Origin of the sequence: Collinsella aerofaciens (genome assembly GCF_018785265.1) — a bacterium.
Classification (GTDB): Bacteria; Actinomycetota; Coriobacteriia; order Coriobacteriales; family Coriobacteriaceae; genus Collinsella; species Collinsella aerofaciens_AI.
This window is the reverse complement of the sequence record NZ_WQPK01000028.1, coordinates 26,480-53,113: the sequence shown is the minus strand read 5'-3', so window position 1 is coordinate 53,113 and position 26,634 is coordinate 26,480. Positions and strand designations below refer to the sequence as shown.

Sequence of the window (26,634 nt, the reverse complement as noted above, 5' to 3'; positions counted from 1 at the left end):
AACCTACTTCTCCCCCATCTTGCGGGCGCGCTCGCGCACGTCCTCAATCGTGGAAGCATAGCGGAAAGCCTGCTCGGGCAGGTCATCGGCCTTGCCGTCGACAATCTCGGCGAAAGAGCGGACGGTATCCTCGACGCGGACGTAGACACCGGGGTTGCCGGTGAACTTCTCGGCGACGTGGAAGGACTGCGAGAGGAACTGCTGAATCTTACGGGCACGGTTGACCGTAAGGCGCTGCTCCTCGGACAGCTCGTCCATACCCAGAATGGCGATGATGTCCTGAAGGTCGGAGTACTCCTGCAGGAGCTCCTGGACCTTGACGGCGACACGGTAGTGCTCCTCGCCGACGATCGAGGGATCGAGAGCGTCAGAGGAAGACGCAAGCGGGTCGATAGCCGGGAACAGGCCGAGCGACGAAATGCTACGCGAAAGAACCGTGGTGGCATCGAGGTGCGTAAACGTTGTGGCAGGCGCCGGGTCGGTCAGGTCGTCTGCGGGGACGTAGACAGCCTGGACGGAGGTAATGGAGCCCGTCTTGGTCGAGGTAATGCGCTCCTGGAGGTCACCCATCTCGGTTGCCAGCGTGGGCTGGTAACCAACGGCGGACGGCATACGGCCCAGCAGTGCGGAAACCTCGGAACCTGCCTGGGAGAAGCGGAAGATGTTGTCGATGAACAGCAGAACGTCCTGGCCGCGATCACGGAAATACTCAGCGGTGGTAAGGCCGGCCAGACCGATGCGCAGACGCGCTCCGGGCGGCTCGTTCATCTGGCCATAGACCAAGCAGGTCTTGTCGATAACGCCAGACTCGCTCATCTCGAGGAACAGGTCGGTGCCCTCGCGGGTACGCTCGCCGACGCCGGTGAACACCGAGGTGCCGCCGTGCTCCTGGGCGAGGTTGTTGATGAGCTCCTGAATCAGAACGGTCTTGCCGACGCCGGCGCCGCCGAACAAGCCTGTCTTGCCGCCACGGATGTAGGGCTCGAGCAGGTCAACAGCTTTGATGCCGGTCTCGAAGATCTCGGTCTTGGTGGTGAGCTCGTCGAAACGGGGCGCTGCATGGTGGATGGGGTAGAACTCCTCCACCTCGGGCATGGGCTTGCCGTCGACGGGCTTGCCCATGACGTTCCAAATGCGGCCGAGCGTCTTGGGACCAACGGGCATCTTCATGGGCTCACCGGTATCGGTGGCGATGAGGCCGCGCTGCAGGCCGTCGGTCGAGGACATGGCGACCGTGCGGACGACGCCGCCCGGAAGCTGGCTCTCGACCTCGAGGATCGTGCTCAGGTGACCGATCGGGGTCTCGGCCTCGACCGTGAGCGCGTTGTAGATCGGGGGCACCGCGCCGTCAAACTTGACGTCGACGACAGGGCCGATGATTCGCACGATGCGACCATCACCGGCAGTCGTCTTCTTGGTGGCTTCCTCGACCGCAAGCTTTACGGTGTTATTAGCCATTACTGTTCCTCCAATGCTGAGGCTCCGCCGACGATCTCGTTAATCTCAGTCGTGATCGAAGCCTGGCGCACGCGACTATACGTGCGGGTAAGGGTCGAGATGATCGCGGTGGCGTTTTCCGTCGCGGAGTGCATGGCCTTGCGGCGTGCACCCTGCTCGGCAGCCGCCGAATCGATCAGGGCCTGGTAGATGACCGTCAGGATATAAGACGGCACAAGCTTGCCGAGAACATGCTCGGGAGAGGGCACGAACTCGAACGTGGACGAGATGCGCTTAGGGGCGTCGGTCTCGTTCTTACGCGGACCGTGGGCCATAGCGATCATCTCGGGGTCGAGCGGCAACAGATGCTCGACGCGAAGCTCCTGATCCACGCGGTTCTTGGCGTGGTGGTAGACAAGCTCGACACGGTCAAGCTCACCGGCACGATACGCATCGCAGATATGAGAGGAGATCATGCGGGCCTGATTGAAATCGGGCTCAGAGGAGTTGCCCTCAAAGTGCATGACGACGTTTGCGCGGTCACGGAAATACGTGGCCGGCTTACGCCCGCACGCGATGATCTCGCACTCGATGCCGTCGTTCGCCCAAGAAGCGGCGAGCTTTTCGGCCGTGCGCTCCACCGTCGTATTGAAACCGCCGGCAAGGCCGCGGTCCGAGGCAATAACGACAATCAGGCCATGCTTGACGTTCTCATGCTTCTGCAGCATGGGATCGGTGCCCGAACAGGAAGCGTCGCCGGCGACCGTCAACATGACGTCGGTCAGCGCCTCCTTATAGGGCTCGGCCTGCTTGGAGCGATCGAGGGCACGACGGATCTTGGCCGTAGAGACCATCTCCATCGTGCGCGTGATCTGCTTGGTCGTGGTAACCGAGGAGATTCGCTTCTTAATGTCGCGAAGGTTGGCCATGGGGCTTAGTTCTCCTCTGATCCAGAAACATCCGAATGGTGCTTGGCCATGAACTGCTGCTTGAAGTCGCCGATGACGCGCAAGAGCTCAGCCTTGGTGTCATCATCGATCTTCTTGGCGCGAACCTTGTCGAGCAGCGAGCCAAAGCCATTGTCCATGTACTCGATGAGCTCGGCGCGGAAAGGCAGCACGTCGGCGATCTCCAGGTCATCCAGGAAGCCCTCGTTGCCAGCGAACAGCGTAACGATCTGCTCGCCAACCTCAAACGGCTTGTAGCGCGGCTGCTTCAGGAGCTCGGTCATGCGGGCACCATGGGTCAGCTGCTTCTGAGTAGCCTCGTCGAGGTCGGAGCCAAACTGGGTAAAGCCAGCGAGCTCCTGATAGGAAGCGAGATCCAGACGGAGGTTGCCGGCGACCTGCTTCATGGCCTTGGTCTGCGCATCGCCACCGACGCGGGACACGGAGATGCCCACGTCGACTGCCGGGCGCTGGCCCTGGAAGAAGAGCTCGGACTGCAGGTAGATCTGACCATCGGTAATGGAAATGACGTTGGTCGGAATGTAGGCCGAGACGTCGCCGTCCTGGGTCTCGATGATCGGCAGTGCCGTCATGGAGCCGTAACCGTTCTTCTTGGACATCTTGACGGCACGCTCGAGCAGACGAGAGTGCAGGTAGAAGATGTCGCCAGGATAGGCCTCGCGTCCGGGCGGACGATGCAGCGTCAGCGACATCTGACGGTAGGCCACAGCCTGCTTGGACAGGTCATCGTAGATGACGAGCACGTGGCCGCCGGGGTTGGTCTCGCTGGCGGGCTTGCCGTCCTCGCCGTTGTACATGAAGAACTCGCCGATAGCGGCACCGGCCATAGGCGCGATGTACTGCATAGGGGCGGAATCGGCAGCGGTGGCCGAAACGATGATGGTGTAGTCGAGCGCACCGTGCTGAGCGAGGGTCTCGCGGATGTTGGCAACCGTGGAGGCCTTCTGGCCGATAGCGACATAGATGCAGACCATGCCCTTGCCGCGCTGGTTGAGGATAGCGTCGATGGCAATGGCGGTCTTACCGGTCTTACGGTCGCCGATGATGAGCTCTCGCTGACCGCGACCAATAGGCACCATGGAGTCGATGGCCAACAGGCCGGTCTGAACCGGCTCGCACACCGGGGTACGGTCGATGACGCCGGGGGCCTTGAACTCAATGGGACGACGGTGCGTGGCGACGATGTCGCCCAGGCCGTCGATGGGCTGGCCGAGCGGATTGACGACGCGGCCGAGCATGGCGCGGCTCACAGGGATATCCATAATGCGGCCAGTGGTGCGGCACTCGTCGCCTTCCTTGATGGAGTCGACGGCACCAAACAGAACGGCGCCGACCTCGTCACGGTCAAGGTTCTGGGCAAGGCCGAAGACGGTCTCACCGGTATCGGAGCTCTTGAACTCCAGAAGCTCGCCTGCCATGGCGCTCTTGAGGCCGGAGACGCGCGCGATGCCGTCGCCTACCTCGTCGACCGTTGAAACCTCATGCGTATCGACCGTCGCGGAGAGGCTCGTGAGCTGCTCCTGCAGTTTCTTGGCGATATCCTGGGCATTGAGGGTTTCGGACATTAGGCTTCACCTCCGTACGAATTAGCAGAGTTTGCGAGGGTCTCCTGCGCGATGCGCAGCTGCGTCTTGACGGAAATGTCACGACGCTCGCCGCGGGCCTCGAGCACCAGGCCGCCCACGATAGACGGGTCGACCTGCTCGATAAGGAATACCTTGCGGCCGAAGTCCTGCTCGCATTTCTTAGTGATGGTTTGACGCAGCTCGTCGTCGAGCGGGATCGCCGTGGTGACGGTCACGCCCACTACATCCTCGTCTTCCTCGGCAACATACTTAAAGGCAGCTGCCACCTTGGGAAGAAGGTCGAGCTGGTCGCGCTTGGACATGGTGTCGAGCACGGCGATGATCTCGGGGCTGGCAGAAGCCAAGCGCTCGACCATCTCGAGGTCCTCGAACACATGGTTCTCGGCCTTGGCGGCTTCCAAAAGGGAACGCGCGTAGGTCTCGAGCACCTTGTCCTGATAGCGGCTAGTCGGCATTCAGGCTACCTGCTTCCTGGATGTAGCGCTCGATGAGCTTCTTCTGCTCGGCATCGTCCTCGAGTGCCTCGCCCACGATCTTGGTGGCGACGGCAACGGACAGGTCGGCGATGGAGCTCGCGGCACCGGCGTGGATGGACTTGCGCTCGTCCTCGACGGTCGTATGGGCCTTGGCGATGATCTCCTCGGCCTCCTTGTGAGCAGCCTCGATGATACGGGCGCGCTCGGACTCGGCGTCCTTACGGGCCTCGAGAACGATGTCGGCAGCCTGACGACGGGCGTCGGTGACGATCGAGTCGGACTCAGCGCGCTTGGCGATAGCCTCCTGCTTGGTCTTCTCGGCCTCGTCGAGGCTCTCCTCGATCTTCTTGCCGCGCTCCTCCATGGTTTTCATGATGCCCGGCAGGGCGACCTTGGCCAGCACGATCCAGATAATCAGGAAGGCGATAAGCGCCGGGATGAACTCCGCCATCTTAGGGATGAGGATGTCCGCACCGGCGGCGCCGTCCTCGGCGAACGCGGAAACCGGCATGAGCAGCGCGGCCGCGGACGCGGAGAGTGCGATCGCGCTCTTCTGGGATGAAAGATTCATACTTGACGCTCCGTGCTATTTAACGATCAGCGCGACAACGAAGCCGATCAGAGCCAGAGCCTCGCCGAAAGCGGAGCCCATGATGAAGACGGTGAACACGCGGCCCTGGACCTCAGGCTGACGGGCCATAGCACCCGTAGCACCCAGAGCAGACAGGCCGATAGCAAGACCAGCGCCGATAACACCGAGACCGTAACCGATAACTCCCACGATTCCTCCTTTGTCGTGCGTGTCTTATTTCACGCAGGATAACCTTTTTATAACTGCCGGGCTCCATGGGTACGGGCACCGGCGGTTTAACGAATTGCCTTACCTTTAAGGCACGAACGGAAGACTACTCCTCCTCCGCGACCTCCTCTGCCTCGGAGACATACACGGCGGTAAGGACCGTGAAGACGTAAGCCTGGATGGCGCCGACCACAAGCTCGATCGCATAGATCAGGATGAGGATGGCAAGCCAGGCCAGCGAAGGCAGGGCGCCGACGGCGTGGGCCGCGGAAACCTGCTGAAGCAGCGGCTGCATGAACATGCTCGCCATGATGGCGAACGAGCCCATGACCACGTGTCCTGCGAACATGTTGCAGAACAGACGGACGGCAAGCGTGATGAGGCGCAGGAAGGTCGAGAAAAGCTCGACGACCCACACGAGCACGTTCATCGGGAAGCTCACGCCCTGCGGGGCGAGGCTCTTGATGTAGCCGATCACGCCGTGAGCCTTGCATCCGTAGTAGATGAAGTACACGAAGGCGAAAATGGCGAGTGCGGCGGTGGAGCCGATTGCGCCGGTGCCGGGCTTCATTCCCGGGATCAGGCCGATCATGTTATTGATCAGGATGAACAGGAAAAGCGAGCACAGGAACGGGAAGTGCTTCTTCCAGTTCTCACCCACGACACCCTTGCCGATATCGTTCTCGACGTACTCGATGATGTACTCGAAACCGTTGACGAAGAAGCCCTTGGGAACCAGGGTCTGCTTCTTCTTGAACACGGCTAGGACGATCAGGAGCACGATCGTGGAGACGATCAGCCAAAACGAGTACTGCGTGATGCCGCAGCTCAGATCGCCCACGACAGGGGTGGAGCTGAACTCGCTGACCAGATGATTAATCTCATCAGGCAGCTTTTCAAAAATTTCCACGACTTACCTTTCGACCTCATGAGGATCTCGCAGCGCCTTGGCGACGCGAACCGCGCAGGCGGCCATAAAGGCCACGAAGCCGATCGCCTCGCCCAGGAGGAACATGCGAAATGCCTCTCCGAACAACACAAACACAACCAAGGTAAAGACAAGCAACGCGATTGCCGAGACCGCGAGACTCACCATACCCTTGAGCATGTCCGCATTCTGCTTATCGTCAAGAACCGGCTTGAGCGTAAAGACAAAGGGAAGGAAGGCAATCGCGCCCGCGATGGCACCTGCAACGATAGCGAGCAGATCGGCTATCTGAAACACTGGCGTCCTCACTTTCCTTTTTTATCGCCTCACAGGACAGTTCCCGCCAAACATTGGTGACTATTGTACGAGCCAATCGCTAAAGTACAACCGAAAAAGCATCGGTTAATACGCACCTGTTCGTTTTCTTAAGACCTTCTTTATGCCGCAGGTACGGTAATACGTTTTTCTCGAACCCCTCAGCGCAAAACGTCCGTTAACAGGAGTGCGCGTGGACGTCTTTTGCTCGCCCGCGCGCACCATTTCTTCGTATTTTCGACGTTAGCCGGTATGGCTCAGAGATTACAGCGTGCCGTAGATGCGGTCGCCGGCGTCGCCGAGGCCGGGAACGATGTAGGCAGCCTCGTTGAGATGGTCGTCGATGGCGCAGGTATAGATATGCACATCAGGATCCTTCTCAGTCAGCGACTTGAGGCCCTCGGGGGCCGCGACGATGCACAGCATGCGGACGTCCTTGACACCGCGCTCGCGCAGGTAGCTGATGGCCATCTCGGCCGAACCGCCCGTGGCAAGCATGGGGTCGACGACCAGGCAGATGCGCTGGTCGATATCCTTGGGCATCTTGCAGTAATACTCGTGCGGCTCGTGGGTGACCTCGTCGCGCTCCATGCCGATGTGGCCCACGCGAGCGGAGGGCACCAGGTCGAGGATGCCGTCGACCATGCCAAGGCCCGCACGCAGGATGGGCACGATGGCGAGTTTCTTGCCGGCAAGCTGTTTGAACGTGGCGGTAGTGATGGGGGTCTCGACCTCGACGTCTTCCATGGGCAGGTCGCGCATGGCCTCGTAGCCGTCAAAAAGTGCGAGCTCGCGCACAAGCTGGCGGAACTGGTTGGTGCCGGTGTTTTTGTCGCGCAGGATCGACAGCTTGTGCTGGACGAGCGGGTGGTCGACAAGCGTCACACGGGACGCGTCGTAGGTGACGGTCATGGGTTGATTGCCCCTTTCGTTGCGGCCGCAAAACGACCTTGCTGACAAGGCGCGAAGCAATGTTGCCGCCGCACGCCATGCATTAGTTTAGCGGTTTGTTATATCGAGCAGCCCATCACAGCCCTACTGTGCGATGCTGAGCGAGCGCCTGACTGCATCACGCCAGCCCGCAAGGTTTTGCTCGCGGCGCTCGGCGGACATGTGGGGAAGGAAGGTCCTAACGATCTGGGCATTTTGCTCCAGTTCTTCCAGGTCTTCCCAATAGCCGACGGCAAGACCCGCCAAGTACGCGGCACCGATTGCCGTGGTCTCCACCGTCTCGCATTGCAGCACGGGGATATCCAGCAGGTCGGCCTGGAATTGCATGATGAACTCGTTGCGTGAGGCGCCGCCATCGACGGACAGGCGCTCAATCGAAAGTCCCACGTCCTGCTCCATGGCGCGCAGCACGTCATAACTCTGGTAGGCCATGGACTCGCAGGCCGCACGCACAATGGTCGCGCGACTCGAGGCACCGGTCAGGCCGCACACGATACCGCGGGCACGCGGGTCCCACCAGGGAGCGCCCAGGCCAGCGAAGGCGGGGACGAAGTAGCAGCCCTCGTTGTCGTTGATCGAAGCGGCGAGTTGCGCGGACTCGCTCACACTCGAGATGATGCCCATGTTGTTGCGCAGCCAGTTCATGGTTGAGCCAGCGGCAAAGATAGAACCCTCGAGCGCATAGCTGATCTTGCCGTCCGCGGCGATACCGATCGTGGAGACCAGACCGTTCTTGGATTCGACGACCTCGTCGCCGGTGTTCATGAGCATAAAGCAACCCGTGCCATAGGTGTTTTTGGTCTGGCCGGGATGGAAGCAGCAGTGGCCGAACAGCGACGCCTGCTGATCGCCCGCCACGCCCATGATGGGCGGCATGTTGGTCATGATGTCGCTCGCGACGCGGCCGTAGTCGCCCGAGCTCCAACGAACCTCGGGCATCATGGAACGTGGAACGTCAAAGAGCGCCAGCAGGTCGTCGTCCCAATCGAGCGTATGGATATTAAAGAGCGCCGTGCGGCTGGCATTGGTGTAGTCGGTGGCAAAGACCTGACTGCCGGTGAGGTTGTAGATGAGCCAGGTATCGATGGTGCCGAACATGAGGTCGCCCGCCGCCGCGCTCTCACGCGCACCGTCGACGTTGTCGAGGATCCACTGCACCTTGGAAGCCGAGAAATACGGATCGAGCGTGAGTCCCGTACGGGAGCGCACCAGCTCTTCTGCGCCCCGCTCGACCAGCTCGTCGATCAGAGGTGCGGTGCGACGGCATTGCCACACGATGGCGTTATAGATGGGTTGGCCGCTTATGCGGTCCCACACCACCGTGGTCTCGCGCTGGTTGGAGATACCGATGGCGGCGATGCGGTCAGAATGGATGCCGCTCTTAAACTGGACCTCCATCATCACGCCGATCTGGCTGGCAAGCACCTCCATGGGGTCTTGCTCTATCCAACCGGGACGCGGGAAGCTGGTTTTGACGCTACGACGTGCCTGCGCGACGATGCAGCCGTACTCGTCGACGATCGTCGCAAGTACCGAGGTGGTGCCGCAGTCGAGCGCCATGATGTAGGAACCGCCAAAGTTAAACGAGGCATCTTCCATGCCCAGGCTGCCCAGATTCAACGACATCGCTTACACCTTTCTATTGCATCGGGTCGGACAGGACCCGTTCGATCTCTGATGCGGGAAGTGCGCCTTGGCGCAGGATCTGGAGCCCGCCGTGCTGGAACGACACGATGGTCGAGGCGTCGCGACACGGGGTCTCGCCGGCGTCGACGGCAACATCGACCCCCTCCAGGATGCGACCTTCGACGGCGGCAAAGCTTGCCGGCGAGGGCGCGCCGTGTGTGTTGGCGCTGGTGCAGGCAAGAGGGCTGCCGCAGGCGCGGATGAGCGCTTGCACCACGGGCGAAGCCGAAGCGCGAAGTGCCACCGTGTCGTCGGCGGCGCGCATAAAGGTCGGCACGCAGGGGGCCGCCTTGACCACGATAGTCAGAGCGCCCGGCCAGCATCGTCGGGCAAGCACGCGGGCCTCTTCCGGGATATCCACGCCATAGCGGTCGAGTGCTTCGACACCATCGACCAGCCAAGCGACGGTTTGCGTGAGCTCACGTTGCTTGAGAGTGAAGATACGGCGATAGCCGGTGCCGAGCGCAGGAACTGCGGCGCCATTGACGGCAGCCTGCGGATCGCGCGGCCACGATGGGAATTCGCTTGTATCTTGGGGCACGGCGTCCGAGAAGGCGTTGACTGCCACGGCGACACCGTAGACGGTCTCGGTCGGAATCAAGGCCAGGCCGCCGCGGCCGAGCACCTCGGCCGTGCGCTCGACGGCAAGCCGATGCGGCTCGCGCGTTCCCTCGTATACCCGATAGACCGTCTGCATGTGTATGCCAGCCCCTTACGCTCCGGTGCAAGTTTGTTTACTGTGGGGCATTCTCGCACGAAACATTCAACCTATTTGCCCAGAGCGCATGTTGGTTTGGTGAGCGGCTCTAGTAGTCGGTGAAAGTGAGGGGGTTAATTGAAGATTTTTAGCGCGCAAGCGTAACGGTACGATCGGGAAACTCGATGCTTGCAACCAGTTTTCCGCCGAGGCTCTCTGCGTACCTGCTCAGCGTGTCGAGCCTCATCGAACCCAACTCCCCACGCTCGAGCTCGGATACACGTTTTTGAGAAACGCCCATCGACTGGGCGACCGACGCCTGTGTTAGATCTTTTAACCTGCGAATCTGAGCAAGCTTATAGGCTTCGATACGATCGCGAGTCCTCTCCTGCTCGGCGGTAATGGAGTCGCGTGTTATCCCGCGAGATTCCATATACTCATGCAGTTCCATCTCGATCGAGCCTCCTTACGTGGCGACGGTATATTTGCTCGGCCCTTGGAATGTTGATCGCATACCAACCGTTCCATTTTGCCCTTGACGATCCCGCTCGCGACTTATCACCCGCCAATAGCAATACCGCCTGGCGCTTGGGGTCAAAGGCGAAGAGGATGCGAATCACCTGCCCACCACACGACGTCACTCTCAGCTCCTTTAAATGATGAAGCTTCGAGCCCTTTACGCGGTCAACCAGCGGACGACCAAGGCTGGGACCTTCCTTCTCGAGCACCAAAAGGTCTGCATAAATCTGCTTCAGCGTAGCTTCATCCTGCTCATCAAGCCAAGGTTCAATGTAATCAAGCACGATACGGTACCGATGCAGCTGATTTGACATACCTTTCTCCTTCTATAGTAGAAGTTTTACGGTATATTGCAAGGACAAACTTGCGCAAATGTCTATTAATTCAGCTTAAATACGCTGTTTGGGCTCGGTGACGATGGCTCGGACGATGCGGGGGCGATCGGTGAGGTCATGGACGATACGCACGTCCGAAAGGCCTGCCTGGCGACAGAGCTCGGCCGCGGCATCGAGGGCACCCTCGTAGAGCTCGCAGGCAAACAGGCCGCCGGCGCGCAGCATGTAAGGCGCCGCATTGAGCAGGCGGCGGAAAATATCGAGGCCGTCGGCGCCGCCCTCAAGCGCCAGGTCGGGCTCGAAGTCCTTGACCTCGTGCGGCAGTGAGCGCATGACGTCGGTCGGAATGTAGGGCGGATTGGAGACAAGCACGTCGAAGGTGCCCCACTCGTCGTGGGGAATGGAACTCACCAGGTTGGTGAGGCTAAAGGCAACCTCACCTGCCGTGAGGCCGAGGGCGTCGCGGTTTTTGGTGGCCAGATCGATGGCGCGCGGCTCGATATCGGTGGCGGTGCAGGTAACGTGGCCGCGACGCTCCCAGGCAAGGGAGAGCGAGATGCAGCCCGTGCCGCAGCCGACCTCGAGAACGCGGGCAGTGCGGGGCTCGGCTGGAGCAGGCGCAGCGGCATCCTGAGCTGAAGCCGTCTCCTGGCCGGCACCCTCGATGGCGATGCCGTATTCGTCGAGCTCGGACTCGGCGGCTTCCGCGGCTTCGGCTTCTGCTGCCTGCGCGGCGGCTTCCTCGGCCTCGCGGTCGGCCAGTTCCTCGGCATAGGCGCGACTGCCCAGCACATCGCCGCCCAGCGCCGCCTCGTCGGCGGCCGTCAGGTTAGCGGCACGACGCTCGGCGGTCGCGCGCTCGTCGGCCAGCGCCGCCTCGGCTTTGCGGGCCTCTTCGACCTCATCGTTCCAAGGCAGCTCAACACGCTGACGGGCAGCAGCCTCGGGGCTCAGCACCTCGGCATCCAGATAATTGAGGACTTCCTCGACGAGCATCTCGGTTTCGGGGCGCGGAATGAGCACACCGGGGGCGCACGCGACGTCGATCATGCGAAACTGCGTGCTGCCCGTGATGTATTGCAGCGGCTCGCCCTTAGCGCGGCGGACAACGGCCGCATGCATGGTCTCGAGCTGGGCCGCGTTAAGCGTCTCGTCCATACGCATATATAGGTCAATGCGCGCCAGGCCCGTGGCGGCGCACAGCAGCCACTCGGCAGAAAGACGGGGGTGCTCCTCGCCGCGCTCGGCCAGGTACTCCTTGGTCCACTCGAGACAACGCTTGATGGTCCAAATCTCGTTTGCCATGGGGCCCTCCCCTCTTAAGCGCCGGGCGGCGCGCGAATGTCGGAGCAGATTGTACGCGAGGGTGGCACGCGGCAAGGGGCGATTGGAAGCGATTATCGAGAATCAGCCCAGAATTTTGCTTGGATTGCAATCGAAGCGTTCATTCGCCGACGTCTAAATCTGCATCCGTCAAGCTTTTGGCAAGGTTGCCCCAAAACTGACCAATATCTAACCAAGAACTTGCCAAATCACTTGACGCGCGACGCATCAAAAATCGCCCCGCAACTTCTTGAACGATTTTTTGAGCATTATTTTCAATAGCAGATGCACACCGTTAATTGCTTTAAGCAGGTAAGCAGCTCAAAGGCCATCACAGCTTATTGAATAACATCTCAAAGCAATGTGCCCAACCTAGTCATTTAAGAACGTCCCCAATGACTGCATCAAGGTCCCGCAGGTTGAGCATAAGTCAGCGAAAACGCCCCTAAGCGAGCAAGGTGACGTGAAAGAGGAGGGAAGCGTACTTCGGTACGCGACCGACGATTGAACGTCAGATTGCCGCTTAGGGGCGTTTGCAGCGTCGATCAGTTACGGCGTTTGGTAAAACGCCGTAACTTAAACTGCTTGTGCCAGCTTCTCAGCTCGCTCGGCGGCGGCGAGCGCCTCGATGACGGTGCCAAGCTGATCGCCCAGAAGGACGCCGTTGTAGGTGGAGTTGAAACCGATGCGGTGATCGGTCACGCGGTCCTGGGGCTGGTTGTAGGTACGGATCTTCTCGGAACGGTTGCCGTGGCCGATCTGGCTCTGGCGCTCGGCACCGAGCTCGGCCTGCTGCTTCTCGAGTTCCATCTCGTACAGACGGGCGCGCAGCATCTGCATGCAGACCTCGCGGTTCTGGATCTGGGAGCGCTGCTCCTGCGACTGCACCACGGTGTTGGTGGGCAAGTGGGTGATGCGCACGGCGGAGTAGGTAGTGTTAACGCACTGACCGCCAGGGCCGGAGGCGCAGTAGGTGTCGATGCGCAGGTCGGACTGGTTGATCTGGACGTCAATTTCCTCGGCCTCGGGAAGTACGGCGACGGTAGCCGTGGAGGTCTGAATGCGGCCCTGGGACTCGGTCTTGGGAACGCGCTGGACGCGATGCACGCCGGACTCGAACTTCATGACGGAGTAGACGCGGTCGCCCTCGACCTTGAACTCGATGGACTTAAAGCCGCCGGCCTCGCTGGGGCTGGAATCGAGCACGGTGGTCTTCCAGCCGCGCGATTCGCAGAAGCGCTGGTACATCTTGTACAAGTCGCCGGCGAAGATGGCTGCCTCGTCGCCACCGGCGGCGGAGCGAATCTCGACGATGGTGTTCTTGTCGTCGTTGGGGTCACTCGGGATGAGCATGTACTTGATGTCTTCCTCGAGCTGGGGAAGCTTTTCCTCGTTCTCGGAGATGTCCATCTGGAGCATCTCCTTCTCGTCCGCATCGCTGGTGTCGCGGAGCATCTCCTTGGCGGCCTCGATGTCATCGAGCGCGCCGATGTACTCGCGCGAGGCAGCGATGAGGTCGGACTGGTGTGCGTACTCCTTGTTGAGACGCGTGAACTCCTTGATGTCGGAGGCGACGGCCGGGTCGGAAAGCTTCTTCTCGAGCTCCTCGTAGGCCTTAATGATCTTTTCGAGCTTGTCGCGCATGGCGGGACTCCTTTATGTGCGTGAAGGCGAAAATCGGCAGAGTTGATGGGGCGCGCGGCGCCACTGCGGGGGTAAGCCCAGCTAGAACATGTCGATCTTCAGATACATGCGCATCCCTTCGCGTATGAGGTACATAGTTGCGGTCTAACCCATACATGATAGCGTGCGCAGGCATACCTGCATATAACCCGCACGGAATGAGTGGACGTAGCCGTTGGGGACGTTCCTTAACGACTAGTCGTTTAAGAACGTCCCCAACGGCTACCCAACGGCTAGCAAAGGGACTGTCGCTTTTTCGCATTCTAGAGCGTCTGAAGCAGAGCGACGAGGAAGCGGATGCCCTGGAGGTAGGCGCGGCGGGTGATGCGCTCGTTGGTGCCGTGGACGCCGCGATCACACTCGTCGTCATCAACCACAAAGGCCGAGAAGCGAATGCACTCAGGGCAAATGTGCTGGTAGTTGGCAGCGTCGGTCGCACCGATCACGGTCGAGGGCACAATTGCCACTGGCTCGAATGATCCATTTTCCTCCGTCCCCTTTGGATCACGGAAATAGCGGGCGGCGATGGAGCGAACCGCCTCGAGGCCGGGGCCACCGATGCGCGGGGACGGCGAGGGTTCGGAGCTGCCGGGGCCTAGCTCCACTTCGACACGACCGGCAAGGTCCGCCCCGGCAACCGCCTCACGGCAGCGCGCCACAACGTCGGCCACGCTCGTGCCCTCGAGCATACGGAAGTTGATGTTGGCCCACATATCCTGCGGCATTACGTTGGCGCCGGTGCTGCCACCCTCGATCTGCGTGGGTGCGCAGGTGGTCGTCACCAGCGGATAGAGCTTCTTGCTGGCGAGGCAATCGCGGACAATGGCGCCCCCGTTGGCGGCAATTTCATCCGCCGCGTAGAGCCCCAGCTCGACGAGCTGGGCGGCAAGCAAATCGGTCACGCGCGTCGGCCACTCGATATCGCAGATTGCGGTGATGGCACGGCTGAGCACCTCGAGCGACGTGCCGCCGTAGGGGTTAGAAGAATGTCCACCCTCACTCTTCGTCTTGAGCACGATATCGGCATAGCCCTTCTCCGCGAGGTCGGCGTGCATGAGCCAACCCTCGCCCGCGCTGTACTCGGCATCCGAAACGATGCGGTAGTCGCCCTCGTCGATCAGGAACTCGAGCTCAACACCGCGCTCCTCGAGCGCGCGGCCGATGGCGCCTGCGCCGTACTGCGTCGTCTCCTCGTCCTGGCCAAAGGCCAGGAGCAGCGTGCGCTCATGCTCCCAACCGTGCGCGAGCGCATACTCGACAGCCTCGAGAATGCCTGCGACCTGGTCCTTCATGTCGATCGCTCCACGGCCCCAGATGTAGGTGTCGTCCACGTGCCCGCTAAAGGGGTCGTGCGTCCAGTCGGCCTCGGTACCCGGCACCACGGGAACCACATCCATGTGGCCCATGAGCATAATGGGCTTGAGGTCAGGGTCGGAACCGCTAAGCGTCACCAATAGCGAGTGGTCGATCAGCTCGACCTCGCCCGCCGCGAACACGCGCGGCCACGCCTGCTGCATATAGGCGCGCAGGTCGTCGAAGGGCCGCCAGTCCACCGCCTCGGCATCCATGCTCGAGATGGTCGGAAACGACAGCACGCGGCCCAAGCGCTCGCACGCGCCCGCCTCGTCTATATCGGCAAAATCGTCCTCATGTGCAAAGAAACGCCAAACCTCGGCCATGACATCCTTTCGATTGTGACGACAAAGGCCGCCCCACGGGAGCGGCCCTGCAACGTAAGCGTTTGCGGTCGGTTATTTGTCCTCGAGATAGCGAGAGAGGAACTCGCGAGTGCGCTGGTGCTTGGGGTTGCCGAAGAGCTCGGCCGGCGCGGCGTCCTCGAGCACCACGCCCTTATCCATAAAGACCACGCGGTCGGACACGGTGCGGGCAAAGGCCATCTCGTGCGTAACGACGACCATGGTCATGCCGTCGGCCGCGAGCTTGCGCATGACCTCGAGCACCTCGCCCACGATCTCGGGGTCGAGTGCGGAGGTCGGCTCGTCGAACAGCATGATCTGCGGATTCATGCACAGGGCACGCGCAATGGCCACACGCTGCTTTTGACCACCGGACAGGCGACCCACGGCGGCGTGCGCGAACTTTTCGAGCCCCACGCTCGTCAGATGCTCCATCGCGACCTTCTCGGCCTCGGCCTTGCTCATCTTTTTGAGCGTGACGGGCGCAAGCGTGCAGTTGTCGAGCACGTCCATGTTGTTGAACAGGTTAAAGCCCTGGAACACCATGCCGATGTCCTCGCGGAGTTTGTTAATGTTGCAGCGCTCGGCCGTAAGATCCTGGCCGTGGAACCAGATGTGGCCCGCGTCCGGGGTCTCGAGCAGGTTGAGGCAGCGCAGGAAGGTCGACTTGCCCGAGCCCGAGGCGCCGATAATGGTGACGACCTCGCCGGGGTTAACGGACAGGTCGATGCCCTTGAGCACCTCGAGCGAGCCAAAGCTCTTGCGCAGGCCCTCGACGCGGATGAGCGGCTCATTGGTCTGTGCGACGGCCGCGGTGCCGGTAGTGGCGGTATCTGCCATGATGATTCTCCTCGTCTTGAGCCTAGTTGGAGCTGGGCAGCGTTGCCGGGGCCTCGGCGCCGAGCTTTTTGCCAAAGGCCTCGAGCAGGCGGCTCGCCACGAGCGTCAGGATCAGGTAGACCACGAGCGCCACGCAGTAGACCTCCATCTGGCGGTAGTACACGCCGGCGACGGTGGTGGTGGCGTACATGAGGTCGAATACGCCGATGACCGAAAGCACCGACGAGTCCTTGATGTTGATGATGAGCTCGTTGGTGAGTGCGGGGATCGCGTTTTTAATACCCTGGGGGAACACGACCTTGCGCATGGCCTGCCACTGCGACAGACCCAGCGAGCGCGCCGCCTCGGCCTGGCCGGGATCGATGGACTCGATACCGCCGCGCAGGACCTCCATCATGTAGGCGGTGGAGTTGAGCGAGATGGTGACGAGACCGGCGGTGAAGGTACTCCAAATCTGGTTGGCCTGGGCGGTCTCGAAGCCCATGCCGCGCAAAACGGTGAAGCCCGCGTAATAGATGAGCAGGCCCTGGACCATCATGGGCGTGCCGCGCACGATGGTAGAGTAGACGGTCGCAAAGCCGCGGCCGATGCTCTTAAAGAAGCGCGTGAGATCGTTATCCACGCGGTCGAACGTCTGAATACGCAGGAACACAAAGAGCAGCGCCAGGAAAAAGGCGATGACGGTACCGAAGGTCGCAAGTGCGATGGTGATCTCGATGCCGCGGATAAAGAAGTCGCCGCTCTTGTAGGTCATGTAGACCAGGCCCGACAAAAAGTCGCTGGGGTTGGAGTCCGAGACAATGCTCACCTGCACCAGGTCGATAAATGACATGACGCAGCGGTCGACAAAGAAGATCGCCGCAATAGCAACGACGACATAGCTGCCCAGGCGCGCGCCGCGACGGAAGCGCTCGGAAGCAAACGGCGACGTTTCGCGATAGTCGTTCCAGTGCATAAGCTTGGTGACCAGCGCCGCCGCCGACACGACGAGCCAGGCCCAAAGAATCGCCCAAAGGCAATCCTGGAACACGCCCGTGGGGGCCAAGAAGCTCAGCGGCGTGGGGTTGCGTTGGCTAAACGCCAGGCCGAGCGCCGCGATAACGCTCGTGCCCAGGTATACATAACGGTGGTCGACCTTGATAAAGGAGGCCAGACGATTAATGGTTTTCATGCTGCCTCCCTATGCCGGCTGACGGTCGAGGCACGCGTCCCACATTTGGTCGCGCTCCTCTTGGCTAATGCCCTTGAGCGTCTTGTCGATGAGCTTAAGCAGCTTGTCCGAGCCCTTGCGGCAGCCGACGTTTGCCGTGACCTCCTGCTTAAAGCCCTCGCCCTCGGCAAATTGAATCGGCACGATACCCGGATTTTGGGCCATATAGCCCTTCTCGTTCTCGGTGTTGTAGGTCACGGCGTCGCACGTGCCCTGCAGCAGGTTCGAAAACACTGTGGGAACCGAATCGACCGGATTTTTGTGCACAACGCCCGGGATCTCGTCGATGACGGTGTCGAGCATGGTGTCCTTTTGGCCGAGTACCGTGGCACCGCTAAAGTCGCTGAGCTTGGTGGCGTTTTGGTAGGGGGAACCCTCTTTTACGAACAGGCCAAAGTAACCGATAAAGTACGGATCGGAGAAGCCGACAGACTCCTCGCGCTCGGGCGTGGCGCTCATGCCGGCGATGATGAGGTCGATCTGGCCGTTGTTGAGCGAATCGATAAGACCCGAGAAGCTCTGCTTGACGGCAACGGGCTCGCCACCGAGGGCTTTGCAGACAATCTTGGCGATCTGCACGTCGTAGCCATCGGCATAGGCACCCTGCACGTTGTCGATGGGGATGGTGTATTCACTGGCTTCGGAAACCTGCCAGTTGTACGGGGCGTAGGCCGCCTCCATGCCGATGCGGATCTTATCCTTGCCGATCACGGAATCGGACAGGTCGTCGCGACCGCCGCCCGTCGTGGGCTGAACCACTTTGAGCGTGGACGGACGCTGACAGCCGGCGAGCGCGCCGGCGACGACGGAAGCGCTCGCAGCGAGAGCGCTACCCAAAAAGATGCGACGGCTGCATACCGGCTGGCGCTGCGCATCGCACTGTTGGGGAGAATGCATAATCTGCCTTCCCTGTTGAATCGTATGCTGATAACTTAACAGGATACCGCTCAGCGCCACCTCCAGCAAATGCATATATAAATGTATATATACAAGTTTACGAACTGAAAACGATTGGTAGTCGTTGGGGACGTTCTTAAACGACTAGTCAAACAAGAACGTCCCCAACGACTAGGCATGAAAAAGGCAAGGCATAAACCTTCTGGTCATGCCCTGCCTTTTGAATGACAAATTATCGCTCTGGACAGCGCGCAGCATCGACCGAGCGGCGGAACCTCTAGAGCAAGGTAACGCTAAAGCTGCGCTTGTCCGTCTCGCCGGGAGCCAAGGTGATGGTGTTGACCTTGTGCTCAAAGACGTCGTCCTCGGTGTCCGTGGTGGTATGACCGGTCCAGGGCTCGAGCGCCACAAACGGGGCGTCGTTGGCGGCAGACCACACGCCGATGTACTTAAAGCCCTCAAAGTCGATCTTGACGCCGCGGCCCGACTTGCGGCCGCGCAGCGTGAGCGTGGAGCCCGGGGTATCGGTGAACATGATGGCGTCGTTATCGAAGCTGCGGTGCGTGATGGGCAGCACGTCCGAGTTATCGGGAGCCTTGTAGCTACCCTCGAACGTCATGAGGCCATCGGGCGTGATGATGGGGGCCTCGTTGGTCCAAGCCTCGGTAAACGCCAGCTCGTAATCCTCGAACGCCTCGTCCTCGGCACCGGGAGCAGGTACGTTAAATGCGGGGTGGCCGCCCACCGAGAACGGCAGGTCCACGTCGCCGGTATTGGTGACGGCAAAGGTCTGGGTAAGTGTGGCGTCACCAGTCAGGGCATAGGTCATGTTGAGCTTAAAGTGGAACGGAAAGGCCTTGAGCGACTCGAGCGTGTCGGTGATCTCGTACGTTACCGAGGAGCCGTCCTCCGAAACCTCGACCAGCTTGTGCTCGACGATGCGCGCGAGGCCGTGGCGCGGCATCTCGCAGGTGCCAGCCGCAGACGTCGCCGTGTTGTTGCGCAGCGAGCCCACAATGGGGAACAGGATGGGCGCATGCTTGCCCCAAAAGGCGGGGTCGCCCTGCCACAGATACTCGTTGCCGTTGAGGGCAAGGCTCGTGAGCTGGGCGCCCATGGAATCGATGGCCGCGGTGAGGCTGCCGCGCTTGATGGTAGTGACGGTAGACATGCTACTTCCTCCAAAAGTAAACAATAGTGTCGATGGCTATTGTCCCACTCTTGGCGGCGGGGTTGAGCGACAGGCGCAGTTATTGAGCAATAGCGTAAAGGTCAAACCCGCCCTGCGGAGTGCTATCGACCGTATCGGGCGCCTGCGAGTTAAAGCTCACGGGAACCATGCGCTTTGAGGCGCGGAAGCGCGTGCCGTCGGTGGCGACGGGCGGTTCGTCGACGGTGAGCTCGTAGTCGCCGGGCTTGAGCTCGATGCCGTCACCAGCGGAATTGACGTATTGATACTCGTCAATCGTCTGCCCTTTGAGCGTACGCCCCACGATGTGGATGAGCATTTGGCTGTCGCCACGCGCGGTGTCCCACATCGCGCCGTCCTTGACCTCGACCGACACATGTACCGAGCGCGTGCGGCTGAGCGATTGCTCGACAGACATCTCGACCTTGGCGGCGTCTTGACGCTGCTGCTCGACATGGCTCCAAACGCTACCGATTGCCGAGCAGGCGATAACGCCGGCCATAAAAGCGATGAGGATGGGGCCGAGCGGAGAACGGCGGCCCGCGTCTTCCTCACGAGCCAGGTCGGGGCGATGTGTGGGCGCAGGCGCCTGGGCGCCTTGCGCGGGCACGTCGAGAATGCTGAAGGATGCCGTGCTGTCGGGGTCGATGGTGTGACGCGGCTGCGGGATCTTTGCCGGCGAGATGGACATGTCCGCCGGCTCACCGAGTGTGGCCGTGGCATCGGCCTTAGCTTCATCGGCCTCGGCTTGGGCCCAAGCCCGCTCAAAGGTCAGGGGCTCGGCGGCATCGGAGGCGGCATCAGGCTCGACAGCGGCATCGTTGCCGGTCTCGTCCTCGTCGCTCGACACGTCACGCGACGCGGGCTCGTCCCACTCCTCGTCCGGAGCCTCGCCCTCGCTATACCACCATTCAAAGTTATCGATATCCATACGGGGCGCCCCTTAGGCCTCGCAAATAAACACTTGTTAGCCTTATACCCGCAGATGGCGCTGGAGCTCGCACGGAATGCGATAAAGGGACTGCTCCTTTGTCGCATCGAAGTTGCGGTGGAATAGTTCCTGTTTGCACGCCCACTCGAGCTATTTAGGGACTATTTCACCGCAAGTTATTTGAGGGCGACGGGGATTTGGATACAGCAGAAGTCCTCTTGGTGAGACTCGTCGTAGCTCGTGGTGTCCAGGTAGCAAAAATCGAAAGCATTGCCGATGGGCTGGAGCGCGTGCCTGTCCATGCAGGCCACGATGGCGCGGATACCCTCGGGCTCGTACGGCATGCCCCAGCGACTCATGCACAGGTACGTGCCCTCGGGCAGCACCTCGACGCCAATCTCCGCCAGCTCGGCAGGATCGCTCGGCAGTATTTCCTCGGCACCACGCGGCAACACGGCAAAGGAACCGGCACCGGCGATGGGGTCGTCGGAATGCAGCGCCTCGCGACGCAGCATGGCGCCCCAACCGCGCATGGGGCGTGTGCCCGTGAGCGCACGCATGCGCAGAATCGCCCGCATGAGCGTGGGGTGCAGCATCGAGCGGCCACGCTCGATATCGCTCGGGAACTCCTCAAAGACCACGTAGCGGCGCTCGAATTGCTTGAGCTCCGGTTTGCCCTCGCGCTCGCGCCAATAGACCGCCTCGTCGTAAAAACTCAGCCGCTCCTGCACGCTCGCGCGCTCGGCTTTGAGCCCGGCAATCTGCTCGTCGAGCGCCTGCACCCGCGAGCGCAGGTGATCGGTCATCTCTCCAATGTCGAACGTCGAGGTCAGGCGATCGATCTCATCGAGTTCCAGTCCCAAGTCGCGCAGCATGCAGATCAGACGCATGAGCGGGATCTGCGTGGGCGAATAGAAACGGTAGCCTTTTTCGTTAACCACGGCGGGTTTAAACAGACCGATCTTGTCGTAGTAGATGAGCGTTTGGCGCGAAACGTTAAACAAGCTCGCCATCTCGCTAATCGCATACATACCCGTCTGCATAGGTCCTCCCGACACACCCTTTGACACGAAAAGCCCGCCGCCCACAGGGGCAGCGGGCTCAAACACTACTCGTATCCTACCCTAAAGATGCCTATGACCAGCGCTTATAGTTGGCGCACGACACGCCGACGGCCTCGAGTGCCTTGGCGGCGATGTGATGCACCGCCTCATCGAGCGTGGCGGGGCCGTTGTAAAACGTGAGCATGGGCGGCATGAGCATGACACCCGGCACGCGCGCCAGGCGTGCCATGTTGTCGACATGGATCGCACTGAAGGGCGTCTCGCGCACCATAAGCACCAGGCGGCGCTGCTCTTTCATCTGCACATCGGCCGCACGCAGCAACAGGTTTTCGCTGTAGCCGCTCGCGATGCCGGCGAGCGTCTTCATGGAGCAGGGAGCCACGATCATGCCGTCGACCGGATAGGTGCCGCTTGCGATGGCAGCGCCAATGTTCTTGTTGTCGTAGACCACATCGGCATAGCACGCAAACTCGTCGAGCGTCATGCCGAGCTCCTGCTCGATGGTGATCTCTCCCCCGCGCGTGACGACAAGCGCCGACTCAGCGCCGGCCTGGCGCAGGCATTTGAGGCATTCAAGGCCCAGTGCCGCACCGCTGGCGCCAGACACGCCAACGACAATGCGACGGGGACGAACAGAAGACTCAGGCATGACAACTCCTTAACTACTTGGTAGGGCTACTTACTAGAAGGCGAGCTCGGCGGCCCACTTGTCCTTGTCGATCTCCATGAACTGCGAGCGGATGAAGTTCTTCTTGAGGTTAAACGGAACCGTGCAGTCGAAGATGGCCTTGCAGGCGATACCGTGCTCGCGGATCGAAGGATCGAACGCGGGGTCGTTGGACGGATCGAGCACGTGGCAGTGGCAACCGGGGATGGTGATGAGGTCCACGTCGGCCTGGAAGCGCGTGGTCATGGCCCACATCACGTCGCTCATATCGAAGATGTCGACATCCTCGTCGACAAGGATGACGTGCTTGAGCTCGGAGAACGCCGAGAAGGCGAGCATGGCGGCGTTGCGCTGACGGCCCTCGTCATTTTTGCTCGACTTCTTGAACTGCATGATGGCAACGAACTTGCCGCCACCGCAGGGAGCGGCGTGAACGTTGAGCAGGCGGCCCGGGATAGCGGTCTCGACCATCTTGTAGATGGAGGCCTCGGTGGGGATACCGGCCATGGACACGTGCTCGTGCGAAGGGCCGATGCAGCTCTCCATAATGGGGTTGACGCGCGTGGTGACGGCGGTGATCTTGATCACCGGGCAGACCTTGGCGCCACCGGTGTAGCCGGGGAACTCGGGCATGGCGTAGCCGTGGCCGTTGACATCCTCGTTGATGGTCTCGTCGTGCATGAGGTAGCCCTCGAGCACGTACTCGGCATTGGCAATGCACTTCTGCGGAACGGTGACGCAGTCGGCAAGCTCGACGGCGCGGCCGCGCAGGGCGCCGGCGATCTGCAGCTCGTTGAAGCCGAGCGGCGTGGTGGGAGCCTCGAAGCCGCAGCACATGTACACGGCGGGGTCCAGGCCGATGGAGATGGAGATGGGCATATCCTCGCCGCGCTGGCAGTACTCGTCAAAGAACGCACCCAGGTGACGGCTGCCCGGGGTGATCCACATGGCGAGCTTGTCCTTATCGACGCAGGAGAAGCGGTGGATGGTTACGTCGGACTGGGTGCCATCGGGGCTCGTGCCATAGGCGAGGCCCATGGTGATGTAGGGGCCGCCGTCAACGGGCGTGTTGGTGGGAGCGGGAACGATCTTGCGCAGGTCAAAGCCCTCGTCGGTCGCCTTGTACACGACCTCCTGGCAGTCGACGTGCTTGCCCTCGGCGATCTGCTCGGGGGCGATCAGGTTCTCGAAGCGCTTGCCGATCTCGAGGCCCAGGTGCTCCTCGTCCAGGTCGAGCAGGGCGGCAACGCGCTTGCGGCTGGCAAGCATACCGATGCAGACCTTGGCGTCGTCAAAGCCCTTGACGTTGTTGAAGACCATCGCCGGACCCTCTTTGGTCGGGCGCATGACGGTGCCGCCAGCACCGACGTGACGGTAGACGCCCGAGACCTCGGCATCGGGATCGACCTGGGTGTCGGTCTCGAGCAGCTGGCCCGGCATCTCACGCAAAAAGTCGAGCGCGGAACGCAGGTCGTGGATCTGGGAAGCATCGGTAGTGGACATGGCGTACTCCTTTCGGGAGAGTGTCCGGCGACGGGGTGCCGCCGGACGGGGTAACGTAATGGGGCCGCGGCGCTCACAAATGGAGCGCTCGACCACTCGAAGTTCAAGCGCTTGGCTGCTTACAGCCGGGGCGCTCGACCGCTTACATCAGGCCAAAGAGGTGGAACCAGGCGGCCTCGACCAGCACGACGACAAAGACGACCGCGGTGAGGGGGATGCCCATGCGCATAGCCTCTTTGGAGGTGTAGCCGCCGGCGTCCTTGCCTTCGCCGATAAGGATCGGCAGGTTATGGAACGGCAGGATGTAGTGGATGTTGATGGACGTGAAGACGATGAGCGCCACGGCGAGTGGGCTCACGCTGGAGCCGGCGGCAAAGCTGATAAATGCCGGCACGCACACGCCGAGCACGGCCATGACCGAGCCCATGAACATGTGGATGATCATGGAAAGCGCGGCGACGAGCAGGGCGAACAGGAAGATGTTCTCAGGCACGGAGCTGGGGAGCACGACGTCGGCGATCCAGGCGTTCATGCCGGTGGCACCGCCCACGGAGCCCACGGCCATGGCGGCCGTCAGGAACATGAGGGACTTGATGTCGACAGCGTTCCAGCTGGCGGGAGTGAGGACTTCGCCGATGATGGGCATGGCGAGAGCAACGCCAATGGCCAGGGTGACCCAGCCGATATAGTCGCCCGAGACGGTGAGCCACAGCGCGATGGCGATGACAAGCCACACGATGGTGCGGATCTCCTTGACGGAGAGCTTGCCGAGCGCGGCCTGCTTGGCCACGATCTGCTCGCGATCGTAGACGAGCTCCTTGCTGGGCTTAAAGAGGAAAAGGCCCAGGAACAGGGTGCACAGCAGCGCAACCAGCATAGGCACGCTCATGTACAGGAACCAGTCGACGAAGGACGGGCTCATGCCGCCGGCCTCGGCACTGTACTGCGCAACGAGCGGGTTAAGCGTGGAGTCGCCCGTCAGGAAGAACATGGAACCCGGGGCGGCAGCGGCAAACACGAGGAAGCCGAGCTTGCCCTTGTCGTCGTCACCGTAGCCGGCGGACTCGGCGATGACCGAGACGACGGCGAGGATGAGGAAGACGCGGGGGAACGGATGCGGGATCAGCAGCGACAGCACAAAGGTGAGCGCGAAGATCGAGATGATGAGCGACTTGGCGTCGCGCACGAACTTGAGCATGAACGCGTAGGCGATGCGCTCGCCCAGGCCCGACTCCTTGACCGCGCTGGCGATGAGGTAGGCGCCGATGACGAGCCACATGGTGGCCTTGGTCCACGAGCTAAACGTGGAGGCGACCGTCGCCGAGATGCTCGCGGCGCCCGTGTCGTCCACGCACACCTTGAACAGGACGAGCAGTGCGCAGTAGAGCAGGCCCACAAAGCCCGGCTGTGCCACGCCGCATGCCCAGAACACCACCGTGGCGAGCGTCAGTGCCAGACAGGTCTGACCGCCGACCGTGAGCTCGACCGTCGAGCTCAGCTCCGCCAAAGGAAGAAACTTCACCAGCAAAAAGACAACGATACCCAGCACAAAGCCAATTTCGCGCTTGGTGATCTTAAACGCCTTCTTTTCCGCTTCCATCTCCCCACCTTTCTTGTTGGGGGCGCTCCGAATTCGCAGCCATGTTGCCGCTTAAAAAGGGGCGCCCGTTATCGGACACCCCTTACGTTGCGCTGTGTTGCGGCAATACAGTCAAGCGGATTTTTTGGATGAGAAGCGATTCCCTAGACAAAAACCGTCACAACATTCGACGCTTTTCCTCGTTTTCGAGATTTTCGCCGAATGTTGTGACGGTTTGGATGTGGCAAAGGGACTGTCTTTTTTACATAGCGAGGGCCGTGCGGATGAATGGGTCGCCGAGGGCCTCGCGGAGCCAGGGGGCCAGCTGCTCGGGGTGACCCTGCAGGTAGCCTTTGAGCTCGGACGGAGCCACGCGACGCACTTCCGAGATCTCCTCTTGGTTGATATGCAGCTCGCCCGGCTCAACATGGGCAAGGTAGACCTCGCACCATTCGCACTCGCAGCGACCGTCGCCGTGGTCCTCGCGGTACACCACGTGTCCGAGGTGCTTGAGCTGATCGGGCTCGCGCGTAATGCCGAGCTCTTCGTTGATGCGGCGCGCCGTGGCGGCCGCGACGTCTTCCCCGGGGAGCGGATGGCCGGCGCAGCTATCGGCCAGCACCCCGCCCCACAGGCGCTTGAGCGGACTGCGGCGACAGAGCAGCAGGCGCGCGTCTTCGCCCCGGCCCTCGACCAAAAGCGTCAGAAATGCCTGATGCAGGATGCCCTCACCAGCATGGGCCTCGATGCGGTCGACGGGGCCAAGCGCCTCGCCGGTCGCAGCATCGACCGCCACGACCTCGGCGCCCGCACCGCCCTCATCCCAGCCGGCGCGCAGAATGCGAGCTGCGGCTTCCTCGAGCGCGGCGATGAGCTCCTTGGTGGTGTCGAGCACGCGCTGCAGGTCGTCACCGCTCGCTTGTTCAACATGAAAACCCGCGCTTGCAACTACCGGCACGCCAAAGCGCGTGGCCAGCGCCGCCGCGATATCGTGCGCCGGGATCTCGTCTCGATGGCACGGAACGGCCAGGATGCTCACCGTTGCCGTACGGCCGGGCTCGGGGCGCGGAATGGCCTGCGCCGTGGCGCCCAGGTGCGCAAACTCCGGCGAGCAGGCGTACACCGCCATGCCTCGCGGCGTCACCGTCAGCTGGGCCTCGAGCGCAAACTTGCCCTCGCCCACTGCAACCTTTGTCGTGTGCATACCCATGGGATCTCCTGCCGCCCGCGATGTACCTGAGACCATCTTCGCCTGTATTGCGACTATACAGGCAAGCCCTCCATGTGACAAAGGGACTGCCCCTTTGTCACATTCTGTTAGAGTTGCAGGGATTGAATCCCGCTTATTCATGCG

At 61.3% G+C, this 26,634-nt stretch carries 27 protein-coding genes; 1 reads left to right on the top strand and 26 read right to left on the bottom strand.

Features of this window, described 5'->3' with window-relative positions; all coding sequences use genetic code 11:
• Window positions 1–3: 3 nt before the first annotated feature.
• The 14 genes from atpD to GPK42_RS05060 form a co-directional block, all read right to left on the bottom strand.
• Window positions 4–1,458 (bottom strand): F0F1 ATP synthase subunit beta, encoded by a 1,455-nt coding sequence (gene atpD, locus GPK42_RS05125; RefSeq protein WP_006235717.1) that lies wholly within the window; start codon window positions 1,456–1,458, stop codon window positions 4–6.
• Complete coding sequence (gene atpG / locus GPK42_RS05120; protein WP_215693983.1) at window positions 1,458–2,366, bottom strand: ATP synthase F1 subunit gamma; 909 nt, start codon at window positions 2,364–2,366, stop codon at window positions 1,458–1,460. The genes atpD and atpG overlap by 1 nt, the downstream gene beginning before the upstream one ends.
• A gap of 5 nt (window positions 2,367–2,371) precedes the next feature.
• Window positions 2,372–3,970: a F0F1 ATP synthase subunit alpha gene (atpA, locus tag GPK42_RS05115; RefSeq protein ID WP_035138794.1), complete on the bottom strand. Its 1,599-nt coding sequence runs from the start codon at window positions 3,968–3,970 to the stop codon at window positions 2,372–2,374.
• Window positions 3,970–4,446 (bottom strand): F0F1 ATP synthase subunit delta, encoded by a 477-nt coding sequence (locus GPK42_RS05110; RefSeq protein WP_035138792.1) that lies wholly within the window; start codon window positions 4,444–4,446, stop codon window positions 3,970–3,972. The genes atpA and GPK42_RS05110 overlap by 1 nt, the downstream gene beginning before the upstream one ends.
• Entirely contained in the window at window positions 4,436–5,038 is a 603-nt protein-coding gene (atpF, locus tag GPK42_RS05105; protein WP_215693981.1) for a F0F1 ATP synthase subunit B, read from the bottom strand. Before atpF ends, GPK42_RS05110 begins: the two co-directional genes overlap by 11 nt.
• A 15-nt stretch (window positions 5,039–5,053) precedes the next feature.
• Window positions 5,054–5,248, bottom strand: coding sequence for an ATP synthase subunit c family protein (locus GPK42_RS05100; RefSeq protein WP_022094262.1), 195 nt, complete (start codon window positions 5,246–5,248; stop codon window positions 5,054–5,056).
• A gap of 124 nt (window positions 5,249–5,372) precedes the next feature.
• Window positions 5,373–6,176, bottom strand: coding sequence for a F0F1 ATP synthase subunit A (gene atpB, locus GPK42_RS05095; protein ID WP_022094263.1), 804 nt, complete (start codon window positions 6,174–6,176; stop codon window positions 5,373–5,375).
• A gap of 3 nt (window positions 6,177–6,179) precedes the next feature.
• A complete protein-coding gene (locus tag GPK42_RS05090) occupies window positions 6,180–6,491 on the bottom strand; it encodes a hypothetical protein (protein ID WP_035138788.1) in 312 nt (103 codons plus the stop codon).
• A 282-nt stretch (window positions 6,492–6,773) separates the two neighbouring features.
• The gene (upp, locus tag GPK42_RS05085; RefSeq protein ID WP_215693979.1) at window positions 6,774–7,421 is read right to left on the bottom strand and encodes a uracil phosphoribosyltransferase; all 648 of its coding nucleotides are present in this window, start codon (window positions 7,419–7,421) and stop codon (window positions 6,774–6,776) included.
• 123 nt (window positions 7,422–7,544) lie between these two features.
• Window positions 7,545–9,086, bottom strand: coding sequence for a glycerol kinase GlpK (gene glpK, locus GPK42_RS05080; protein ID WP_215693977.1), 1,542 nt, complete (start codon window positions 9,084–9,086; stop codon window positions 7,545–7,547).
• A 13-nt stretch (window positions 9,087–9,099) separates the two neighbouring features.
• Window positions 9,100–9,843: an L-threonylcarbamoyladenylate synthase gene (locus GPK42_RS05075; RefSeq protein ID WP_117630040.1), complete on the bottom strand. Its 744-nt coding sequence runs from the start codon at window positions 9,841–9,843 to the stop codon at window positions 9,100–9,102.
• Window positions 9,844–9,991: 148 nt separating this feature from the next.
• Window positions 9,992–10,294, bottom strand: coding sequence for a helix-turn-helix domain-containing protein (locus tag GPK42_RS05070; protein WP_006235701.1), 303 nt, complete (start codon window positions 10,292–10,294; stop codon window positions 9,992–9,994).
• Window positions 10,281–10,676, bottom strand: coding sequence for a type II toxin-antitoxin system RelE/ParE family toxin (locus GPK42_RS05065; RefSeq protein ID WP_022094268.1), 396 nt, complete (start codon window positions 10,674–10,676; stop codon window positions 10,281–10,283). Before GPK42_RS05065 ends, GPK42_RS05070 begins: the two co-directional genes overlap by 14 nt.
• Window positions 10,677–10,751: 75 nt before the next feature.
• Window positions 10,752–12,002 (bottom strand): N5-glutamine methyltransferase family protein, encoded by a 1,251-nt coding sequence (locus GPK42_RS05060; RefSeq protein WP_215693975.1) that lies wholly within the window; start codon window positions 12,000–12,002, stop codon window positions 10,752–10,754.
• Between the two features lie 36 nt (window positions 12,003–12,038).
• On the opposite strand from GPK42_RS05060, the gene GPK42_RS05055 reads away from it, so the two are divergent.
• Window positions 12,039–12,302, top strand: a complete 264-nt coding sequence (locus GPK42_RS05055; protein ID WP_215693973.1) for a hypothetical protein — start codon at window positions 12,039–12,041, stop codon at window positions 12,300–12,302.
• 294 nt (window positions 12,303–12,596) lie between these two features.
• On the opposite strand, the gene prfA is transcribed toward GPK42_RS05055, so the two are convergent.
• From prfA to GPK42_RS04995, 12 genes are all read right to left on the bottom strand, one after another.
• Window positions 12,597–13,664, bottom strand: a complete 1,068-nt coding sequence (prfA, locus tag GPK42_RS05050; protein WP_138375237.1) for a peptide chain release factor 1 — start codon at window positions 13,662–13,664, stop codon at window positions 12,597–12,599.
• 302 nt (window positions 13,665–13,966) lie between these two features.
• Entirely contained in the window at window positions 13,967–15,382 is a 1,416-nt protein-coding gene (locus GPK42_RS05045) for a M20/M25/M40 family metallo-hydrolase (protein WP_215693971.1), read from the bottom strand.
• A gap of 72 nt (window positions 15,383–15,454) precedes the next feature.
• On the bottom strand, window positions 15,455–16,240 hold the full coding sequence (locus GPK42_RS05040; protein WP_252200122.1) for an amino acid ABC transporter ATP-binding protein: 786 nt from the start codon (window positions 16,238–16,240) through the stop codon (window positions 15,455–15,457).
• A 22-nt stretch (window positions 16,241–16,262) separates the two neighbouring features.
• Complete coding sequence (locus tag GPK42_RS05035; protein WP_215693969.1) at window positions 16,263–17,411, bottom strand: amino acid ABC transporter permease; 1,149 nt, start codon at window positions 17,409–17,411, stop codon at window positions 16,263–16,265.
• Window positions 17,412–17,420: 9 nt separating this feature from the next.
• Complete coding sequence (locus GPK42_RS05030; protein WP_138375232.1) at window positions 17,421–18,347, bottom strand: transporter substrate-binding domain-containing protein; 927 nt, start codon at window positions 18,345–18,347, stop codon at window positions 17,421–17,423.
• A gap of 277 nt (window positions 18,348–18,624) precedes the next feature.
• Window positions 18,625–19,518 carry an aldose 1-epimerase family protein gene (locus GPK42_RS05025; RefSeq protein WP_215693968.1) on the bottom strand — a complete coding sequence of 298 codons (894 nt, stop codon included), beginning with the start codon at window positions 19,516–19,518 and terminating at the stop codon, window positions 18,625–18,627.
• Between the two features lie 79 nt (window positions 19,519–19,597).
• A complete protein-coding gene (locus GPK42_RS05020) occupies window positions 19,598–20,467 on the bottom strand; it encodes a hypothetical protein (RefSeq protein ID WP_215693966.1) in 870 nt (289 codons plus the stop codon).
• Between the two features lie 176 nt (window positions 20,468–20,643).
• Window positions 20,644–21,510 carry a MerR family transcriptional regulator gene (locus GPK42_RS05015; protein WP_215693964.1) on the bottom strand — a complete coding sequence of 289 codons (867 nt, stop codon included), beginning with the start codon at window positions 21,508–21,510 and terminating at the stop codon, window positions 20,644–20,646.
• A 91-nt stretch (window positions 21,511–21,601) separates the two neighbouring features.
• On the bottom strand, window positions 21,602–22,180 hold the full coding sequence (locus GPK42_RS05010; protein WP_055286312.1) for a UbiX family flavin prenyltransferase: 579 nt from the start codon (window positions 22,178–22,180) through the stop codon (window positions 21,602–21,604).
• A 33-nt stretch (window positions 22,181–22,213) separates the two neighbouring features.
• The gene (locus GPK42_RS05005; protein ID WP_195445310.1) at window positions 22,214–23,701 is read right to left on the bottom strand and encodes a UbiD family decarboxylase; all 1,488 of its coding nucleotides are present in this window, start codon (window positions 23,699–23,701) and stop codon (window positions 22,214–22,216) included.
• A 142-nt stretch (window positions 23,702–23,843) separates the two neighbouring features.
• The gene (locus GPK42_RS05000; RefSeq protein ID WP_215693962.1) at window positions 23,844–25,301 is read right to left on the bottom strand and encodes an SLC13 family permease; all 1,458 of its coding nucleotides are present in this window, start codon (window positions 25,299–25,301) and stop codon (window positions 23,844–23,846) included.
• 241 nt (window positions 25,302–25,542) lie between these two features.
• Complete coding sequence (locus tag GPK42_RS04995; protein WP_215693960.1) at window positions 25,543–26,490, bottom strand: isopentenyl-diphosphate Delta-isomerase; 948 nt, start codon at window positions 26,488–26,490, stop codon at window positions 25,543–25,545.
• Window positions 26,491–26,634 lie beyond the last annotated feature (144 nt).

Coding starts and splice junctions, on each gene's coding strand:
- atpD (WP_006235717.1), bottom strand. CDS start 1,458: ATGGCTAATAACACCGTAAAGCTTGCGGTCGAGGAAGCCACCAAGAAG.
- atpG (WP_215693983.1), bottom strand. CDS start 2,366: ATGGCCAACCTTCGCGACATTAAGAAGCGAATCTCCTCGGTTACCACG.
- atpA (WP_035138794.1), bottom strand. CDS start 3,970: ATGTCCGAAACCCTCAATGCCCAGGATATCGCCAAGAAACTGCAGGAG.
- GPK42_RS05110 (WP_035138792.1), bottom strand. CDS start 4,446: ATGCCGACTAGCCGCTATCAGGACAAGGTGCTCGAGACCTACGCGCGT.
- atpF (WP_215693981.1), bottom strand. CDS start 5,038: ATGAATCTTTCATCCCAGAAGAGCGCGATCGCACTCTCCGCGTCCGCG.
- upp (WP_215693979.1), bottom strand. CDS start 7,421: ATGACCGTCACCTACGACGCGTCCCGTGTGACGCTTGTCGACCACCCG.
- glpK (WP_215693977.1), bottom strand. CDS start 9,086: ATGTCGTTGAATCTGGGCAGCCTGGGCATGGAAGATGCCTCGTTTAAC.
- GPK42_RS05075 (WP_117630040.1), bottom strand. CDS start 9,843: ATGCAGACGGTCTATCGGGTATACGAGGGAACGCGCGAGCCGCATCGG.
- GPK42_RS05070 (WP_006235701.1), bottom strand. CDS start 10,294: ATGGAACTGCATGAGTATATGGAATCTCGCGGGATAACACGCGACTCC.
- GPK42_RS05065 (WP_022094268.1), bottom strand. CDS start 10,676: ATGTCAAATCAGCTGCATCGGTACCGTATCGTGCTTGATTACATTGAA.
- GPK42_RS05060 (WP_215693975.1), bottom strand. CDS start 12,002: ATGGCAAACGAGATTTGGACCATCAAGCGTTGTCTCGAGTGGACCAAG.
- GPK42_RS05055 (WP_215693973.1), top strand. CDS start 12,039: ATGTCGGAGCAGATTGTACGCGAGGGTGGCACGCGGCAAGGGGCGATT.
- prfA (WP_138375237.1), bottom strand. CDS start 13,664: ATGCGCGACAAGCTCGAAAAGATCATTAAGGCCTACGAGGAGCTCGAG.
- GPK42_RS05045 (WP_215693971.1), bottom strand. CDS start 15,382: ATGGCCGAGGTTTGGCGTTTCTTTGCACATGAGGACGATTTTGCCGAT.
- GPK42_RS05040 (WP_252200122.1), bottom strand. CDS start 16,240: ATGGCAGATACCGCCACTACCGGCACCGCGGCCGTCGCACAGACCAAT.
- GPK42_RS05035 (WP_215693969.1), bottom strand. CDS start 17,411: ATGAAAACCATTAATCGTCTGGCCTCCTTTATCAAGGTCGACCACCGT.
- GPK42_RS05030 (WP_138375232.1), bottom strand. CDS start 18,347: ATGCATTCTCCCCAACAGTGCGATGCGCAGCGCCAGCCGGTATGCAGC.
- GPK42_RS05025 (WP_215693968.1), bottom strand. CDS start 19,518: ATGTCTACCGTCACTACCATCAAGCGCGGCAGCCTCACCGCGGCCATC.
- GPK42_RS05020 (WP_215693966.1), bottom strand. CDS start 20,467: ATGGATATCGATAACTTTGAATGGTGGTATAGCGAGGGCGAGGCTCCG.
- GPK42_RS05015 (WP_215693964.1), bottom strand. CDS start 21,510: ATGCAGACGGGTATGTATGCGATTAGCGAGATGGCGAGCTTGTTTAAC.
- GPK42_RS05010 (WP_055286312.1), bottom strand. CDS start 22,180: ATGCCTGAGTCTTCTGTTCGTCCCCGTCGCATTGTCGTTGGCGTGTCT.
- GPK42_RS05005 (WP_195445310.1), bottom strand. CDS start 23,701: ATGTCCACTACCGATGCTTCCCAGATCCACGACCTGCGTTCCGCGCTC.
- GPK42_RS05000 (WP_215693962.1), bottom strand. CDS start 25,301: ATGGAAGCGGAAAAGAAGGCGTTTAAGATCACCAAGCGCGAAATTGGC.
- GPK42_RS04995 (WP_215693960.1), bottom strand. CDS start 26,490: ATGGGTATGCACACGACAAAGGTTGCAGTGGGCGAGGGCAAGTTTGCG.